We start from the raw sequence: 17,693 nt of genomic DNA, 5'->3' as shown, positions 1-17,693 counted from the left end.
TGAACGGTCCGTCATTGCAGCGGACGCGTTCGCCGTCAAGCGCAAAAATCCGCTTATCGGGAGGATCGTTCGTCACATCGAACGAAACGAGGATGATATCACGCTGTTCCGGCGTCTTCCTCGGCCAGAGCCTCGACGAGATCGATAATTCGCCGCCGCACCCGACCGCTCTTGATCCGCGTGAAGGCCTTGGTGAGCTGCACGCCTTCGCTGGTGGTGAGGAATTCGGAGATATAGGTCGTCGCGGCCGAATCGGCGAAGCCAGGTTCCGGCATGTCCCCGGTCGGAGCACCGTCGAAAAAGAAGGAGACCGGCACGTCGAGCATCTTGGCGATCTGCTGCAGGCGGCTCGCGCTGATGCGGTTGGAGCCCTTCTCGTATTTCTGCACTTGCTGGAACGTCAGCCCCAGCGCCTCGCCCAGCTTCTCCTGGCTGACTCCAGCGAGCATTCGACGCATGCGGACGCGGCTGCCGACATGCTTGTCGATCGGATTCGGGACCTTCTTGATCATGATTCACCCTGCTTAGGCATCAGTGTCATGACCAGGAGCCGCCATCCTGGTCGGCGCGCGGAAGCCGTCATGTATTATACGCTTGGCAGGTGGTCTACCCAAAAAGTCCCACTTGGGATCATTCCCGCGCCCGAAGACGGGAAGCCGCGAGGAAGAGAAACAAGAGCCCGGCGAAGACGATATCCCCCGCCCGCCCATAGAGGGTGACGGGCCCGGCGCGCGGCAATGTCGCGTCGAGCACGCCTTCCACGCCGAGCGGCAGGCTCGCCACGACCCGGCCGTAAGCGTCGACCACCCCGGAAATCCCGGTATTGGCGACGCGCACCAACGGCAGGCCTTCCTCGATGCTGCGAAGCCGGGCCTGCGCAAAATGCTGGTAGGGCCCGCTGGTCTGGCCGAACCAACCGTCATTGGTCACGTTCAGGAAGAAGCCGGCACGCGGGCCGCGCCCGGCGACCTCACCCGGAAAGACCGCTTCATAGCAGATCAGCGGCGCCGCGGTCGGCAACCCCTTGATCGCGAGCGGCGCCCGCGCACGCCCCGATGCGAAACCGCCGGGGATCGAGACGAATTGCGACAGGCCGGCGCCACGGATCAGCGTGTCCAGGAAGGGCGGCAGGTATTCGCCGAAGGGGACGAGGTGGACCTTGTCGTAGCTCGCGACGATGACGCCCTCGTCATCGACCACCTGGATCGCATTGTAGATCGGCGGCCGGCTCTCACCCGGCAGCATCTCGCCGGCGCGCGCCGCGCCGGTGATCAGCGTCACGTCGGGCGGGAGCACCGCGCCGATGCGCGACAGGGCGCCGGGCGTGCGGCCGAGCAGGAAGGGAAAGGCCGATTCCGGCCAGATCAGATGGGTGATGCCCTGCAGGCCGGGCGTCGTCGGGCTGGTCGCCCGGTCGCTCAACGCCAGGTAGCCGTTGAGGATCGCCTCGCCGTTCCGGCCGTTGAACTTCGCATCCTGCGGCAGGTTGGGTTGCATCAGCCGCAGCTTCACCCCCGCAACGACCGGCGAAGGGCCGGCCGGCACGCGCCCGTATCCGAACGCGAAGAGGCCGGCCAGCATCGCAAGCGCCAAAAGCGGCGGCATAGAGTGCCCCGCCGGGGTCCGTGCCGTTCCGAGCACGGCCGGAGCCGCGCCGATCGCCACCGCGAACAGGGTCAGGCCGTAGAGCCCGGTCAGCGATGCAGCCTGCGCGAGATGGATCTCGCCCGCCAGCATCATGCCGTAGACGTTCCAGGGGAAGCCGGTCAGGACATGGCCGCGCAGCCACTCGCTGAGTCCCAGCATCGCGGCGAGCACGAGGATGCGCCCGGCACCCTTGGGCCAGACCAGCCGCGCGACGCCGAAAGCGCTCGCCGGAAAGATGGCAAGGAAGGCCGGCAAAGCGACGACGCCAAGCGGCATCGCCCAGGCGAATTTGTCGGCCTCGACCAGAAAGGCGGCACCGAGCCACCACAATCCGGCGAGGAAGAAGCCGAAGCCCCACCACCAGCCGACCGCGAAACCGGCCCGGAACCGGCGCCAGGCACTGGTGCCGACGGCGCCGTCGATCAGCCAGACCGCGACGGTCATCGGCACGACGATGAGTGGCCAGAGATCGAGCGGAGGCAGGGCGAGCGCGCCGCTCGCACCGGCGATCAGCGCGATCAGGCGCTTCCGCCAACCCCAGCCCAGGATGACGGCCTCGGCGACCCGCGCCAACGCCATCAGCCCGACTCCATCGCCGGCTCTTCGGTCGCGGGTTCGCTGTGGCAATGGATGGTCAGGCGCTTCACGCGGCGCTGATCGGCATCGAGAATCTCGAAGCTGAGGCCTTCCGGCCCCTTCACCGTCTCTCCCACGGCCGGCACGCGGCCTGCGAGCGTGACGATCAGCCCGCCCAGCGTGTCGATGTCGTCGGCGACCTCGTTCCCGGAGAGGTCGACGCCGGTCGCAGCCTTGAGCTCGGCCAGCGTCGCGCGGGCATCCGCCGTGAAACGGTTCTCGCCGGCCGGGACGATCGGCGTCTCCTCGAGATCGTGCTCGTCCTCGATATCGCCGACGACGATCTCGATCAGGTCCTCGATCGAGACGAGACCGTCGGTGCCGCCATATTCGTCGATGATCAGCGCGATATGGGTGCGGGTCGCCTGCATGCGGACGAAGAGATCGACCGCCGGCATCGAGGGCGGAACGTAGAGGACGGGGCGCAGCAGTTTCGTCTCGGAGAGCCGTGTCGAGAGATCGACGGCGGAGAGCGTGTGCGGAACGGCGAGCTTGCCGCTCTCCTCCGAGAGATCATTCTCCCCGGGCCGGGCCTTCTCGGCGATGTATTCGAGGAAATCGCGGATATGGACCATGCCGCGGGGATCATCGAGCGTATCGTCGAAGACCGGCAGGCGCGAATGGCCGGCGGTGCGAAAATGCGCGAGCAATTCGTCCAGCGTCGCCTCGGAGGGGACGGCGACGATATCGGCGCGCGGTATCATGACATCGCCGACACGGCGCTCGCGCAGGCTCAGCACATTGCTGAGCATCGCACGTTCCTGGACGGAGAGGTCGGCGAGTTCGCCATTCTCCTCGGCCAGGGCCTCGACGATCTCTTCGCGCGCGGTGCCACCGGCGCGCAGGCCGAGGCGTTCGAGGAACTGACCGAGCCAGTGGCCGAGGCCGCGGCCGGCGGTTTCGTTCTGGGATTGTCGACTGTCGTCGCTCATGGTCGTGGGCTTACGCGGAAGAAGGGCTGGGCGCCGTGACAAGCTCGGCACCGGCATAGGGGTCGGACACGCCGAGACGGGCGAGGGCCGCGACTTCGAGCGCTTCCATGCGGCGCGCCTCGGCCTCGGTCTCGTGATCCTCGCCGAGGAGATGGAGCAGGCCGTGAATCGCGAGATGGCGCAGATGATCCGCCACGCTCTTGGATTCCGCCTCGGCCTCGCGCAGCACCGTCTCGTAGGCGATGACGATGTCGCCGAGCAGCGGACTCTGCGCGATGCGCTCCGGCGGTGCGGCCGGGAAGGAGAGCACGTTGGTCGCCTTGTCGAAGCCGCGCCAGTCGCGGTTGACGATGCGGATGCGCTTGTCATCGGTCAGCAGCAGGCTGAGCTCGGCGCCGGGCATGGGCTTGCGCGGAGACACCGCGATCCCGGCCTCGAGCGCCTCGTTCAGCAGCGCCCGCAGGCCCGGCAGCTTGCCAAGCTCATGCCAGCGGCGCGATTGCGCCCTGAGGTCGAGATGAATCTCCGGAGACGTCTTCTCGGGTGGCGGCACTGAGCGCCGCCCACGAGGTCGATCGTTCATCGCGGCCGCTCCCGCGCCAACATCCGCTTCAGCCCTTCGCTGTCGCCTTCCCGGTTGAGGTCCGGGGGCGTTTCGGGATTGCGCAAGCGCTCTTCCCGTTCCGCGCGCTCATGGCGCGCAGCGCTCTCATAGGCCATGACGATGCGCCGCACCAGTTCATGCCTGACGACGTCGCCCTCCTCGAAGCGGGCATAGCCGACGCCCTCGACATCCTTGAGCAGCTTGACGGCCTCGACCAGGCCGGAGCGCTGGCCTGCGGGTAAGTCGATCTGCGAGGGATCGCCGGTGATGATCATGCGCGAGCCCTCGCCCAGGCGGGTAAGGAACATCTTCATCTGCATGGAGGTCGCGTTCTGCGCCTCGTCGAGCAGCACCACGGCATTGGAGAGCGTGCGGCCGCGCATGAAGGCGAGCGGCGCGATCTCGATCATGCCGGTCTGCAGGCCGCGCTCGACATGGCGGGCCTCCATGAAGTCGTTCAGCGCGTCGTAGATCGGGCGCAGATAGGGATCGACCTTCTCGCGCATGTCGCCGGGCAGGAAGCCGAGCCGCTCGCCCGCCTCCACCGCCGGACGCGACAGGATCATGCGCTCGACCACGCCCTGCTCGATCAGCGAGACGGCGTGCCCGACCGCGAGCCAGGTCTTGCCGGTACCGGCCGGACCTTCGGCGAGCACCAGTTCGTGACGCTTCAGCTGGCGCAGATAGGCGTCCTGTGCCGCATTGCGCGCCCTGACCGGTCCGCGCTTGCGGGTCACGACCGCATCGAAGGAGGCCTTGCCAGCATCCGTCGTCGGGAAGAGCGAGCGCTGGACATTGCTCTCCTCGATCGCGCCGTCGACCTCGCCAAGCGTGACCGGCGCGCCGGCCTTGGCACGGGCATAGAGCGTCTTCAGCACGCGCCCGGCCTGCTCGGCCGTCTCGCGGGCGCCCTTCACGGTGACGTGATTGCCGTTGGGGCTGACCACGACGCCGAGCCGCCGCTCGAGATGGGCGAGGTTCTGGTCGTACTGGCCGAAAACGAGGCTCGCGAGGCGGTTGTCCTCGAAGGAGAGCACGACCTCCGTCGCCGCAAGCCCTTCGCGGCCCGCGCTTTCGCGCACGCCGCCCTCGGGGCGGGCGGGCGCCAGATCGCGCCGCGGGTTCCGGTCGGGTCTTTGCGTCGAGTCAGCCTGTGCCAAATGCGTCGCCTCTCGTCAGGCCGGGGTGGCCGATGGTCTGGCCCCGGCGCCTGTTCCAGCTGGGCAGGAGCGCCCGGCCGGATCGTCTCGCAGCATAACCGGACGCAACGATCTCAGCCTGATGACAGGCCGCCGCCCGTCCCTCGCAAATGGTCATGGGACCGGGCACGCTCAAGCGGCCAGGCCCTTTCCATCGGGTTCTCCGGCTTCCACCAGCCGGCCGAACAGGGAATTCGTGCTCGTCTTCTCGATCACCACCCGCACGATATCGCCGATCTGATTCGCATCGCTCTCGATTTGCACAGCCTGCAGGTAGGGCGACTTGCCGGCAAGCTGTCCGGGGTACCGTCCAGGCCTTTCCAGCAAGACATCCACCGTCCGTCCGACCATGGCCCGGTTGAAGGCCTGCCGGTGATGCTCGATGCGCTCCTGCAAACGGTAGAGCCGCTCGTTCATCAACTCGCGCGGAATCTGCGCCTGCAACTCGGCCGCCGGCGTGCCGGGGCGCGGCGAATAGTTGAAGGAATAGCTGGAGGCGAAGCCGATCTCGTCGACGAGGCGGATGGTGTCCTCGAAATCGGCATCGGTCTCGCCGGGGAAGCCGACGATGAAATCCGAGGAGAGCGCGATATCGGGCCGGGCCTCGCGGATGCGATCGATCAGGTGACGATATTCGTCGCCGGTATGCTTGCGGTTCATCGCGGCGAGGATGCGGTCCGAGCCCGCCTGCACCGGCAGATGCAGGAAGGGCATCACCTGCGGCAGGTCGCGATGGGCGGCGATCAGGTCATCGTCCATGTCGCGGGGGTGGCTGGTCGTATAACGGATGCGGGCGATGCCCGGCACATCGGCGACGCGATGCATCAGGCGCGCCAGGCTCCAGACGGCGCCGTCCGGCCCCTCGCCATGATAGGCGTTGACGTTCTGGCCGATCAGGGTGACGTCGCGCACGCCGGCCTCGGCGAGGCGTTCGACCTCGGCCATGATCTGCGCGACCGGCCGCGAGAACTCGGCGCCGCGCGTATAGGGTACGACGCAGAAGGCGCAGAACTTGTCGCAGCCTTCCTGCACCGTCACGAAGGCCGAGACGCCGCGTGCCAGAATCGCCTGCCGCTTCGGCGCCGGCAGGAAGCCGAACTTGTCCTCGACCGGCAGGTCGGTATCGACGACGCGGCGCTTGCCGGCTTCAGCCAGCAATTCCGGCAGGCGGTGATAGGCCTGCGGACCGACGACGAGATCGACGGCGGGCTGGCGACGCTGGATCTCGCCGCCTTCGGCCTGGGCGACGCAGCCGGCGACGACGATCTTCGTCTCCTGGCCTTCGGCGCCCTGCGCCTTCTTGATGTCGCGGAGCTTGCCGAGCTCCGTATAGACCTTCTGCACGGCCCGGTCGCGGATATGGCAAGTGTTGAGCAGAATGAGATCCGCGCCCTCCGGCGTGGCCGTCTCCTCATAGCCCTGATGGCTCAGGATGTCGGCCATGCGCTGCCCGTCATAGACGTTCATCTGGCAGCCGAAGGACTTGATATGGACTTTCTTCATCGGGGCGGATCGGGTCTCCAAAACGCATCCTTTACTGCGGATCGGGCGCCTTGGGAACGGCCGCGGGGCGCAGAGGCAGGAGAAGCAAGCAGCGGACCAACCGGCGTCATTCCTCGGAGCGGCCGGTGACGGCCTGACGCCGGGCCTTGCGCACCGAGGCTTCGGCGAGCCGCGTCGCTTCCTTGCGCGAGGTCGTGCGACCCATCACGATCGGCTCGCCCCAGACCAGTTCGACATCGATCGCGCCGCAGTCCAGCACATGCTTGAGATGCGGCCAGAGTTCCGTGTCCCCATACCAGGCGAGCGCCGCCCGGCCGACGCGTCCGCCCGGCAGGTTCTGCCAGCCGGTATAGGTGATGGTCAGCGGATAGACCGTGACGTCCGCCGTGGCATCACCCATCGCCTGATGCGCCGCGCCGAGCAGGGAGGAGCGGAAGGGCAAGATGCGCGTGCCGTCGCCGGTGGTGCCTTCGGCGAAAAGCACGACCTCCTCGCCATTGGCGATGCGCTCGCCCATCGTCGCCGCAACGCCGGCGGTGGCCCCACGGCGCTGCCGGTCGATGTAGAGGGTGCGCTGGAGATTGGCGAGGAAACCGACCACCGGCCATGTGCCCACCTCGCTCTTGGCGACGAAAGCCAGTTCGCGCTCGGCGCCGATGACGCCGATATCGAGCCAGGAAACGTGGTTGGACACGATCAGCGCCCCGGTTCCTGCCGGTGGCGGAGCGCCGCGTACCTGTCTGCGCACGCCGAGGCACCAGCAGGTCAGGCGATGGAAGCGCAGCGGCAAGGCCCCGCGCCGCGACGGCAGGGCCCGCATGACGACGAGCTGGGCGAGGACGAGCCCGAGCGTGCCGGTGCACAGCATCGCCAGACGGGCGAGCGCGCCGAAGCGGAGTCCGTTCATGCTGAGGCGTGTCCGGTCATCGACGAAAGAATGGTCTCATGGGAAGTCAGAGTGCCGTCAATGGCGCGATTGGGCCGTGTTGTCACGCGAGATCGAGCCGCATCGCGATCGCGGTCGCGCGCGTGCCATCCGGCTTGGGGTAGTAGCCCTTGCGCCGGCCAACCTCACGGAAGCCGAAATGGCGGTAGAGCCGCTCCGCCGGCAAGTTGCCCTCCTCGACCTCGAGGAAGACCTGGACCGCGCCTTCCTCGGCCAGTCGCGCGAGATGTGCGGCCAGCAACGCTCTGCCAAAACCGTCGCGGCGGCGGGCCGGTGCGACCACGATGCTCAGGATCTCCGCCTCGTCGGCGGCCTTGCGGGAGATGACGAAACCCTCGGGATGATGGCCACCGCCGCTGAAGACACCGTCGGCCGCGACCGCCGCATCGGCGATCAGCGCCGCGCATTCGGCCGGCTCCCAGCCACGGGCGAAACCGCCCTGATGATGCAGTCTCGCGACATCAAGGGCATGGCCGGCATCGAGCCGCATCGTCCGGAGCGGGACCGAATCAGGACGAAGCAGTTTGTGCAGCCAGGCCATGCCACCTGTTCGCACGGACTGACGCAGCGGCAACCACCATTTGGGGGACAAGCTCACCGGCGCGGCAAACGGGCTTTGTCCTGCGGCGTCGTCTCGGGCGCCTTCAGGTAGAGCGGCCGGGGTGGGGCGCTTTCAGGATCCGCGATGAAGCCCAACCGGGCGACCCAGGCGATATCGGGCGCCTTGGCATCGTCGATCACCAGCGCATCGAGCCCGATCGCCCAGGCTTCGTTGGCGACGGCCAGAGCCGAGGAGCCGACGAGGCTGACGGGGCCGGCGCCGATGGCACGGGCCGCGTCGCGATAGCTGACCTGCCGGAGCGAGACCAGCGGCTTGCCCTCGGCCGTCAGAGCCTGGAACCAGACCTGCCCGTGCCTGGCATCGAGCGCAGCGGCGATGACGCGGCCGGATTCGCGCCCGATCAGGGGCGCAGCGCAAGCGGCTACCGTGGTGACGCCGACAGCCGGAATACCGGCCGCGAAGGCGATGGCGCGCGCCGCGCTGACGCCGACGCGCAGGCCCGTGTAGCTGCCGGGGCCAACGGTCACGGCGACGCGCGAGAGCGAGCCGAAGCCGCCCTCGACATTCTTCATCACGCGCTCGACGAGCGGCATCAGCGCCTCGGCATGGCCGCGATCCATCGCGAGCTGCTCGACCGCCAGGGGCTTCACCATGTCGTCGGTGTCCAGCACGCAGGCCGAGCAGGCGCCGAGCGCGGTATCGATCGCGAGAATGCGCATCAGGGCAGAACTCGGCCTATTCTCAAGTACCCAGGAAATACGCGGTCATCCCGGACAAGCGGCAACGCCGCGCCGATCCGGGATCCATGCCTGAACCTATCCTCGATCTGCTCCGGCATGGATCCCGGGTCTCCGCTTCGCTCCGCCCGGGATGACGGCGCGGAGATGGGTTAAGTGATCAGACGGCTTCGACTTCGCGCACATCCGGCAGGAAGTGACGCAGCAGGTTCTGGATGCCGTGCTTCAGCGTCGCGGTCGAGGAGGGGCAGCCCGAGCAGGAGCCCTTCATCGCCAGGTAGACCGTGCCGTCGCGATAGCCGCGGAACGTGATGTCGCCGCCATCGCCGGCCACCGCCGGACGGATGCGGGTCTCGAGCAGGTCCTTGATCGTCTCGACGGTCTGCGCGTCGGCGGGGTCGAAGAACTCACCCTCCTCGATCACGTCTGCAGCCGAACCGGCGGCGAGGACCGGGGCGCCCGACATGAAATGCTCCATGATCGCGCCGAGGATCGCGGGCTTCAGATGCGGCCATTCGCCGTCCGACTTGGTGACGGTGATAAAATCGGAGCCGAGGAAGACGCCGGAGACGCCGGAGACGCCGAACAGGCGCTGCGCCAGCGGCGAACGCTCGGCGTCGGCGACATCGCGCAGGTCGAGCGTGCCGTCCGGCATGACGGCGCGGCCGGGAAGAAACTTCAGGGTCGCCGGATTCGGCGTGGCTTCGGTCTGGATGAACATGGACTTGCCTCCGGTACCGGCGATTCAAGGTCGCCGTTCCTGGCTCCGATATAGGCTGCCGGCTGGAATCATTCCAGCGCGAAGGGAGGACACGAATCGTCATTGCGAGGAGCGCAGCGACGAAGCAATCCAGGGGGGCTGGGCTAAACGGTTCGACCCAGTCCCCCTGGATTGCTTCGCTGCGCTCGCAATGACGGGATGCGGCACGTCAGGCGAGAGCGTCGATCTCCTCGTCCTCCAGATGCCCCGGCACGATGGCGACAGGGATCGGGAAGCTCGCCGAGGACTTGCCGGCGAGCGCGCTGACGAGCGGACCGGGCCCCTCGCGGCCGGTGCCGGCCGCAAGCACGAGCAGCGAGATATCCTCGTCCTCCTCGATCAGCTTGACGAGCTCGTCGGCCTTGTTGCCGACGCGCACGACCTTCTCGGGTTCAAGCCCCGCAAGGCTCCGCACCGCCGCGGCAGCGGTTTCAAGGCGCTTCTCGGCCTCGGCTTCGGCCTCGGCCTGCATGACCTCGCCGACGCCGAGCCAGGTCTCGTGCTCGGGCGGGGTGGCGACACCTAGCAGAACGATCGCCGCGCCGACACGGGCGCAGCGGCGCGCGGCGAAGCGAATCGCCTTGGCGCTTTCCTCGCTGCCATCGACCACGGCGAGAAATTTCGGGCGATGGCCCGTCTCGTAGGAGCGCCGTCTCTTGACCATGAACTGTCCTGCCGCGCTTCAGGGGCGGGCATGGTGGCCTGCGCCGGCATCCCGACGCAAGTGCACCCTGCGTCACCGGCTGCGGACGAAGCCGACGATGTCCTTGACCTCGCGCATGATCGGCGCCGCGATCGCATCGGCACGGGCCGCCCCTTCGCCGAGGATCGCGTCGATATGGCTGGGATCCGCCAGCAGGCGGCGCATCTCGTCGGCAATCGGCGCGAGCTTCTCGACCGCGAGATCGACCAGCGCCGCCTTGAAGCCGGAGAACTGGCCGCCGCCGAACTGCTTGAGCACGGCGTCCTTCGAGGTGCCGGAGAGGCCGGCATAGATGCCGACGAGGTTCTCGGCCTCCGGACGACCTTCCAGGCCCTTCTCCTCGGAGGGCAGCGCCTCCGGATCGGTCTTGGCCTTGCGGATCTTCTGGGCGATCGCCTCGGCATCATCGGTCAGGTTGATGCGCGAATAGTCGGACGCGTCCGATTTCGACATCTTCTTGGTGCCGTCGCGCAGGCTCATCACGCGCTGCGCCGGCCCCATGATGATCGGCTCCGACAGGGGGAAGTAGCCCTGCTCGCCCGTCCCAAGTCCGAGTTCCGCGATCCGCTCCGCGAAGTCGTTGTTGAACTTCTGGGCGATGTCGCGGGTGAGCTCGAGATGCTGCTTCTGATCCTCGCCGACCGGGACATGCGTCGCCTTGTAGAGCAGGATGTCGGCGGCCATGAGCACCGGATAGTCATAGAGGCCGACCGAGGCGTTCTCGCGGTCCTTGCCGGCCTTCTCCTTGAACTGCGTCATGCGGTTCAGCCAGCCGAGCCGGGCGACCGTGTTGAAAACCCAGGCCAGTTCGGCATGGCCGGCGACCTGGCTCTGATTGAAGATGACGCTCTTCTTCGGATCGACGCCAGCGGCGATGTAAGCGGCGGCGACCTCGCGAATCGCGCCCGTCAGCACCTTCGGGCCGCCCCAGACGTCGAGCCCCTGGGTGATCGCGTGCATGTCGACGACGCAATAGATGCACTCATGCGTATCCTGCATCGCCACCCAGTTGGTCAGCGCGCCCAGATAGTTGCCGAGATGCAGCGTCGAGGTCGGCTGCATGCCTGAGAATACGCGCTGATGAAAACCCGACATGGGGCGCTCCGTCGTCACGATGGAGAAGGGAAGCGGCGCTTCTGGCTCAACCCCGCCGCTTGCGCAAGGGGAGAGCGCCGAACGCACCGAGCGACCAGCCCGCCGCGCCATAGCTCGCAAGCCCCGCAAGGCAGAGCAGGCCGAGCGCTCCGACCCGGTGCAGGGCCGGCTGATCGAAGGCCAGCGGCCCCTTCAGCAACCTGAGCAGCAGTTCCAGCACGGCCAGCATGATCGCGCTGGCGGCAACGCCGGCGGCGATCGGCCGCAAGCTGCCGACGCTCGGACGCCAGATGCCATCGCGCAGCAGCATTCCGCCCAGCAGGCAAGCTTGCGCCACGAAAGCAAAGCTCGCGGCGAGAGCAGCCATTCCCGCTGCATTGCCCTCGCCCGCCAGGCAGAACCCGATCAACGCAGCGACGAGCACCGCAAGTCCGCCGGAGATCAAGGGCAGGCGCGGCGCGCGGCGGGCGAAATAGACCTGGCCGAAGACCTTTGCGGCAATGGCGAAGGGCAGGCCGTAGCCGAAGGCAGCGAGCGCCGCCGCCGTGCGGGCGCGATCGCCGGCATCGAAGCGGCCATATTCGAACAGCGCCGAAACGATCGGTTCGGCCAACGCCACAAGCGCTGTCGCAGCGGGCAAGGCGAGCGCGAGGCCCAGTGCGAGAGCCTGACCCAGCATGGCATCGGGGCCTTCGCGATCTGCCGCCAGCGCCATGTCGGAGAGCACGACGGTGCCCATCGCGACGCCGACGAAGCCGAGCGGAAGCTGGAAAACGCGATCGGCATAGTAGAGCGCAGCGACAGCCCCCGGGCCGGTCGAGGCGATCTGCGTCGCGACCAGCAGGACGAGCTGGGCGGCGGAAGCGGCGAGCAAGGTCGCACCGCCTGTACGGACGAGCCGCGTCATGTCCGGCGACCAGCGCAAGCTCAGGCGTGGCAGGCCGGGGCCGCGTAAGGCGAGCAGAATCATGACGAGATGGGCGAGGCCGGTCAGGCTGGTGCAGAGCGCAAGCCAGCGCGCGCCGGCTTCCGGCGGCGCGCCGCTCGCATGCAGCAGCAGGAGCACGACCAGCAGGATCGCGTTCATCAGCGCCGGAGCGAGCGCCGCGACGGCGAAGCGCTTCTCGGCATTGAGCAGCGCCGCCAACATGGCTGCAAGCGTGGTGAGGAACAGGAAAGGCAGCATCAATCGCGTATAGGACGCCGCGAGCGCCAGGGTTTCCGGTGCATCGGCGAAGCCGCCAGCTAGGCCGAGCACCAGCCAGGGCGCGAACAGTTCGCCCAGGCCGACCAGAACCAGCAGCAGCATGCCGATCTGCCCTGCCGCCTCGCCGGCAAAACGGCGCGCTGCAGCCTCGCCACGCTCGCCCTTGATGGAGAGATAGAGCGGCACGAAAGGCGCGTTGAGCCCGCCCTCTCCCAGCACGCGCCGCACGAGATTGGGCAGGCGCAGGGCTGCCAGGAAGGCATCGGCCACCGGCCCGCCCCCGAGCAACCGCGCGATCAGGACGTCGCGGGCGAAACCAAGCAGGCGCGAGGCGATCGTGGCCGCGCCGACGACGGCGGAATCACGAGCGAGGCGGGAAGGCGGTTCGCTCATGGCAGGGGATTCCCGGTCACAATCCGAAATCCTCGCGGAACCGATCGATCTGATGCATGCGTTCGTGAAGAAGCGTCACGATGCCGATATCGCCATTCGACAGCCTGCGCCAATACACGACATGGCTTTCATAGCGGAACGTAAAACCGTCGACGCCAAAGGCTGCCGGCACCGGGCGGGAGAGCGCGCCATGCGTCGCGATCTTGCCGAAGGCCTCGAAGAGCTCCTCGATATAGCGTGCAGCCTGAGCGGCACCGAACTGCTCCAGGGTGTACCGATAAATGTCGTCCAGACGACGCGACGCCGCTTCCTGGATTCGAACAGTCGTCACGTCCGCGCCTTGTTGCGCGCAATCACGTCCGCTGCCGTCAGGGGCTGGTAACTGGAATCGGGAGCGGCGAAGGCATGAGTCAGCTCGGCCTTGAGCCGCTCGAAAGCCTCGCTTTCCGCCCGTTCTTTGTCGCGTCGGATCAGGTCGCGGACATATTCGCTGACATTCTCATAAGGACCGTCATCGCCGACCTTGCCCGCCACAAACTCGCTCAGCGTCCTGCCGATGCGCACCGTCATGGTCGTCGTGCGTGTCATGGTTGCGGCTCCCTTCTGTCTTCAAGATACACAATCTTGAAGACAGAAGCCACGGCCGCGCTGGCTAGCTCACGCTCTCGTCAGAGAATGAACCGGCTCAGGTCGGCGTTCTTGGCGAGGTCGCCGATGCGGGCCTCGACATAGGCGGCATCGATGGTCACCGCCTCTCCGGAGCGGTCCGGCGCCGTGAAGGAGATTTCGTCCAGAATGCGCTCGATCACGGTCTGGAGCCGGCGGGCGCCAATATTCTCGACCGTGGAATTCACCTCGACAGCGATGCGCGCGATGGCGTCGATCGCATCCGGCGTGAAGGTGACCGTGACCTCCTCGGTCGCCATCAGCGCCACCGACTGCTTGATCAGACTGGCTTCCGTCTCGGTCAGGATGCGCTTGAAATCCTCGATGTCGAGCGGGTTGAGCTCGACGCGGATCGGCAGGCGGCCCTGCAGTTCCGGCAGCAGGTCGGAAGGCCGCGAGACGTGGAAGGCACCCGACGCGATGAAGAGGATATGGTCGCTCTTTACCGCGCCATGCTTGGTCGCGACCGTCGTGCCCTCGATCAGCGGCAGCAGGTCGCGCTGCACGCCCTCGCGCGAGACATCGGCGCCGCCCTTGCCCTCGCGAGCGCAGATCTTGTCGATCTCGTCGAGGAAGACGATGCCGTTCTCCTCGACCTCGCGGATCGCCGCCTGGATGATCGCATCCTGATCGATCAGCTTGTCGCTCTCCTCGGCCAGCAGCGGCTGGTAGGCATCCTTGACCAGAACGCGCTTGGGCTTGCCCTTCTGGCCGAAGGCCTTGCCGAGCATGTCGGAGAGGTTGATCGCACCGATCGAGGCGCCGGGCATGCCGGGAACCTCGAACATCGGCGCAGTCGCGCCGGCGCCAGCGGCCACCTCGACCTCGATCTCCTTGTCGTCGAGCTCGTTGTTACGCAGCTTGCGGCGGAAGGAATCGCGCGTCGCCTGGCTGGAATTGGCGCCGACAAGGGCATCGAGCACGCGCTCCTCGGCCGCGACATGGGCCTTGGCCTGGACATCCTTGCGCCGGCTCTCGCGCACCAGTGCGATCGCAACCTCCAGCAGGTCGCGCACGATCGATTCGACGTCGCGGCCGACATAGCCGACCTCGGTGAACTTGGTCGCCTCGACCTTGAGGAAGGGCGCGTTGGCGAGCTTCGCCAGGCGCCGGGCGATCTCGGTCTTGCCGCAGCCGGTCGGCCCGATCATCAGGATGTTCTTCGGCGAGACCTCCTCGCGCAGCGGCCCTTCGAGCTGCTGGCGGCGCCAGCGATTGCGCAGGGCGATGGCAACGGCGCGCTTGGCGTCCTTCTGGCCGACGATGAAACGGTCGAGCTCGGAAACGATCTCGCGGGGGGAAAAGCTGGTCATGGCAATACTATATCCGGTGAACGGGCCTGACGAGAACGTCAGGCCGTTTCGAGCGTCTCGATGACGAGCGAATGGTTGGTGTAGACGCAGATGTCGCCGGCGATCTTCATCGCCTTGCGCACGATCGCCTCGGCATCGGGCTCGACATCGATCAGGGCACGCGCGGCCGAGAGGGCGTAATTGCCGCCGGAGCCGATCGCCATGACCGCACCGTGCTCGCTCGCTTCCGGCTCCAGTACATCGCCGGTGCCGGAAATCAGGAGCGAGACCTCTTTGTCGGCGACGAGCAGCATCGCCTCCAGCCGGCGCAGGTAACGGTCGGTGCGCCAGTCCTTGGCGAGCTCGACGCAGGCGCGCAGCAGCTGGGTTGGATATTGCTCGAGCTTCTTCTCCAGGCGCTCGAACAGGGTGAAGGCATCGGCCGTGGCACCGGCGAAACCGGCGATGACCTCTCCCTTGGCGAGGCGGCGGACCTTGCGGGCATTGCCCTTCATGATGGTCTGGCCGAGCGAGACCTGGCCGTCGCCGCCGATGACGACGCGCCCGCCCTTGCGCACCATCAGGATGGTGGTGGCGTGCATCACGGGGGCATTGCTGTTTTCGGACATGAGATGGCTAACCGGAGATCGGGACGGGGCGGCGGATGACGCCAAACATGTTCAGGCGAGGCCGCTCTATCAAGGGGCAGGCCGGCATGCCACCCCGGCGGCCCAGAGGTTGAGCGTAAATCATAAGCTGTGTTGTCATGGATTATCGAAGACGAATGTCAGCTTTCGTGATGCAGCGGCAGCAGAAGTGGAACTTGCCAAAGTGCTAAACTTTTAAGCAGTTTTTTATGATTTCCGCCCAAAGGTCAGGGTTTAGATCGGCTTCCACTGTCGGGAAGCCGCCCGGGGCCACTCATGAAATCCATTCGCCTGAAAATCCTTGCCATGCTGGCCATCGTCGCCGGCGGCGCCATTCTGTCGGCGATCATCAGTATCTATGGCCTGTACAAGGCCGACGATCTGAACACGCGCTCCGAGATCCAGGGCAATGTCGCGCTGCTCACCCAACGCATCAACGGCGTGGTCACGGCCGTGGTGATGGATTCGCGTGGCATCTACATGGCAAAGACCAGCAAGGAGGCCGAGCCTTTCGTCAAAGGGGTCGAGGATCGCTTCCCGGTCCTGCGCAAGTTCACGGCCGACCTCCAGAAGACCGCCCCGGCGGAAGAACGCGAGACGGTCGGGCAGATCGCCAAGGCGGTCGAGGAATTCATTACCTTCCGGGCCGAGACCGTGCGCCTCGGTCGCGAGGTTTCGCCAGCGGCAGCGAACGAACAAGGTAACAACGAGGCCAATCGCGCCAATCGCAAGGCCCTGAACGACGTGCTGAGCGGCTTCAGCCAGCGCGTGGAAAAAGCCAGCATCGCAATCAGCGACGAGGCGACCGCCTTCACCCGGCAGGTCCAGTGGCTGTTGCCGATCGTTCTGCTGACGACGCTCCTGGTTTCCGTCGGTGTCGCGCTCGTCTTCGCGCAGCGCTCGATCACCCGGCCGATCCTCGACCTGAGTCAGGTCATGGAGAAGCTGACGGCCGGCGATACGCGGATCGATGTTCCTCATGCCCAACGTGAGGACGAGATCGGCGCCATGGCGCGCGCGGTCTCCGTACTGCGTGAGAGCACCGAGCAGGTCGCCTTGCTGCAGGAGCAGGAGCGCGCTGCCGCTGCGGCGCGCCTTGCGCGGGCGCAGTCGATGGAAGCCGTGGTCTCCGATGTCGGCGAAGTCGTTGCCGCAGCCGCGGCCGGCGATTTCTCGGCACGCCTGCAGATCGACGATGCCGACGAACAGATGCAGCGGCTGGTGGCCGGCATCAACGAGATCAACGCGGTTGTTGACGGTGCGACGACAGAGTTCGCCGGGGCCTTGTCGGCGATCGCGGGCGGCGACCTGACCCACCGGGTCGAGACCGCCTATCGCGGCCGCTTCGCCGACCTCAAGGGCGCGATCAACGAGACGGTGGACCGTCTCTCGGACACGGTCGCGACGATCCAGACCACCTCGGCCGATGTCGGCCTCGCCGCCCGCGAGATCAACATGGGCGCCGACGACCTGTCGAAGCGCACCGAGGAGCAGGCCTCCTCGCTGGAGGAGACCGCGGCCACGACCGAGGAGCTCGCAGCCTCGGTCAAGGCCTCGGCCCAGGCCTCGAAGGATGCCGCGCGCATCGCCGACGAGGCGATGCAGGCGGCCGAAAGCGGCGGCATGATCGCCGGCCAGGCGGTCGACGCCATGGCCCGGATCGAGAGCGCCTCGCAGAAGATCTCCGACATCATCCGGGTGATCGACGACATCGCCTTCCAGACCAACCTGCTGGCGCTCAACGCCGCGGTCGAGGCGGCCCGAGCCGGCGAGGCCGGCAAGGGCTTCGCCGTGGTGGCCTCGGAAGTCCGCACGCTGGCGCAGCGCTCGGGCGAGGCGGCCAAGGACATCTCGGCGCTGATTTCCTCGTCGAACACCGAGGTCGGCGAAGGCGTGAAGCTGGTGCGCCAGGCCGGCGACCAGCTGGCGCGCATCCTGGCGGCCTCGCAGAAGGTCGCGGCGACGATCGCCGACATCTCGGCGGCGTCCGGCGAGCAGGCCAACGGCATCGATGAGATGAGCCAGGCGGTGGCCCATCTCGACGAGATGACGCAGCAGAACGCGGCCCTGTCCGAGCAGAGCGCGGCCTCGGCCAATTCGCTCTCCGGCCGGATCGAGCAGCTCAACGCCCTGGTCGCGGCCTTCCGCACCGGCCGCGAAGCGA

At 67.1% G+C, this 17,693-nt stretch carries 18 protein-coding genes; 1 reads left to right on the top strand and 17 read right to left on the bottom strand.

Annotation, left to right across the window (positions count from 1 at the left end; genetic code table 11):
• Positions 1–98 precede the first annotated feature (98 nt).
• From Q0Q02_RS03800 to hslV, 17 genes are all read right to left on the bottom strand, one after another.
• Complete coding sequence (locus Q0Q02_RS03800) at positions 99–512, bottom strand: helix-turn-helix transcriptional regulator (RefSeq protein WP_293807031.1); 414 nt, start codon at positions 510–512, stop codon at positions 99–101.
• A 118-nt stretch (positions 513–630) separates the two neighbouring features.
• Complete coding sequence (lnt, locus tag Q0Q02_RS03795) at positions 631–2,226, bottom strand: apolipoprotein N-acyltransferase (RefSeq protein WP_293807029.1); 1,596 nt, start codon at positions 2,224–2,226, stop codon at positions 631–633.
• A complete protein-coding gene (locus Q0Q02_RS03790) occupies positions 2,226–3,215 on the bottom strand; it encodes a hemolysin family protein (RefSeq protein ID WP_293807027.1) in 990 nt (329 codons plus the stop codon). Before Q0Q02_RS03790 ends, lnt begins: the two co-directional genes overlap by 1 nt.
• Before the next feature lie 10 nt (positions 3,216–3,225).
• Positions 3,226–3,798 (bottom strand): rRNA maturation RNase YbeY, encoded by a 573-nt coding sequence (gene ybeY, locus Q0Q02_RS03785; RefSeq protein WP_293807025.1) that lies wholly within the window; start codon positions 3,796–3,798, stop codon positions 3,226–3,228.
• Positions 3,795–4,901 (bottom strand): PhoH family protein, encoded by a 1,107-nt coding sequence (locus tag Q0Q02_RS03780; protein WP_293807023.1) that lies wholly within the window; start codon positions 4,899–4,901, stop codon positions 3,795–3,797. Before Q0Q02_RS03780 ends, ybeY begins: the two co-directional genes overlap by 4 nt.
• A 249-nt stretch (positions 4,902–5,150) precedes the next feature.
• Positions 5,151–6,521, bottom strand: a complete 1,371-nt coding sequence (gene miaB, locus Q0Q02_RS03775; RefSeq protein WP_293807021.1) for a tRNA (N6-isopentenyl adenosine(37)-C2)-methylthiotransferase MiaB — start codon at positions 6,519–6,521, stop codon at positions 5,151–5,153.
• Positions 6,522–6,627: 106 nt separating this feature from the next.
• Positions 6,628–7,428, bottom strand: a complete 801-nt coding sequence (locus Q0Q02_RS03770; protein WP_293807019.1) for a lysophospholipid acyltransferase family protein — start codon at positions 7,426–7,428, stop codon at positions 6,628–6,630.
• A gap of 82 nt (positions 7,429–7,510) precedes the next feature.
• Positions 7,511–8,008, bottom strand: a complete 498-nt coding sequence (locus Q0Q02_RS03765) for a GNAT family N-acetyltransferase (protein ID WP_293807018.1) — start codon at positions 8,006–8,008, stop codon at positions 7,511–7,513.
• A 53-nt stretch (positions 8,009–8,061) separates the two neighbouring features.
• Positions 8,062–8,748, bottom strand: coding sequence for a tRNA (adenosine(37)-N6)-threonylcarbamoyltransferase complex dimerization subunit type 1 TsaB (tsaB, locus tag Q0Q02_RS03760; RefSeq protein WP_293807017.1), 687 nt, complete (start codon positions 8,746–8,748; stop codon positions 8,062–8,064).
• A 178-nt stretch (positions 8,749–8,926) separates the two neighbouring features.
• The gene (locus Q0Q02_RS03755; protein ID WP_293807015.1) at positions 8,927–9,487 is read right to left on the bottom strand and encodes a NifU family protein; all 561 of its coding nucleotides are present in this window, start codon (positions 9,485–9,487) and stop codon (positions 8,927–8,929) included.
• Positions 9,488–9,695: 208 nt separating this feature from the next.
• Positions 9,696–10,190 (bottom strand): universal stress protein, encoded by a 495-nt coding sequence (locus Q0Q02_RS03750; protein ID WP_293807013.1) that lies wholly within the window; start codon positions 10,188–10,190, stop codon positions 9,696–9,698.
• 72 nt (positions 10,191–10,262) lie between these two features.
• Entirely contained in the window at positions 10,263–11,324 is a 1,062-nt protein-coding gene (gene trpS, locus Q0Q02_RS03745) for a tryptophan--tRNA ligase (protein ID WP_293807011.1), read from the bottom strand.
• A 46-nt stretch (positions 11,325–11,370) separates the two neighbouring features.
• Positions 11,371–12,924 (bottom strand): murein biosynthesis integral membrane protein MurJ, encoded by a 1,554-nt coding sequence (gene murJ, locus Q0Q02_RS03740; protein ID WP_293807010.1) that lies wholly within the window; start codon positions 12,922–12,924, stop codon positions 11,371–11,373.
• Between the two features lie 16 nt (positions 12,925–12,940).
• Positions 12,941–13,255 carry a type II toxin-antitoxin system RelE/ParE family toxin gene (locus Q0Q02_RS03735; protein ID WP_293807008.1) on the bottom strand — a complete coding sequence of 105 codons (315 nt, stop codon included), beginning with the start codon at positions 13,253–13,255 and terminating at the stop codon, positions 12,941–12,943.
• Entirely contained in the window at positions 13,252–13,494 is a 243-nt protein-coding gene (locus tag Q0Q02_RS03730) for a transcriptional regulator (RefSeq protein ID WP_293807006.1), read from the bottom strand. Before Q0Q02_RS03730 ends, Q0Q02_RS03735 begins: the two co-directional genes overlap by 4 nt.
• Positions 13,495–13,592: 98 nt before the next feature.
• Positions 13,593–14,903, bottom strand: coding sequence for an ATP-dependent protease ATPase subunit HslU (gene hslU, locus Q0Q02_RS03725; protein ID WP_293807004.1), 1,311 nt, complete (start codon positions 14,901–14,903; stop codon positions 13,593–13,595).
• A gap of 38 nt (positions 14,904–14,941) precedes the next feature.
• Entirely contained in the window at positions 14,942–15,511 is a 570-nt protein-coding gene (hslV, locus tag Q0Q02_RS03720) for an ATP-dependent protease subunit HslV (RefSeq protein WP_293807002.1), read from the bottom strand.
• A gap of 294 nt (positions 15,512–15,805) precedes the next feature.
• On the opposite strand from hslV, the gene Q0Q02_RS03715 reads away from it, so the two are divergent.
• Positions 15,806–17,693, top strand: a 1,888-nt coding sequence (locus tag Q0Q02_RS03715; RefSeq protein WP_293807000.1) for a methyl-accepting chemotaxis protein, incomplete at its 3' end; no start/stop codon positions are given.

Source organism: uncultured Allobosea sp. (assembly GCF_945956895.1).
Lineage (GTDB): Bacteria > Pseudomonadota > Alphaproteobacteria > Rhizobiales > Beijerinckiaceae > Allobosea.
Note: the sequence above shows the minus strand (reverse complement) of the source record. Positions and strands in the feature narration are given on the sequence as shown.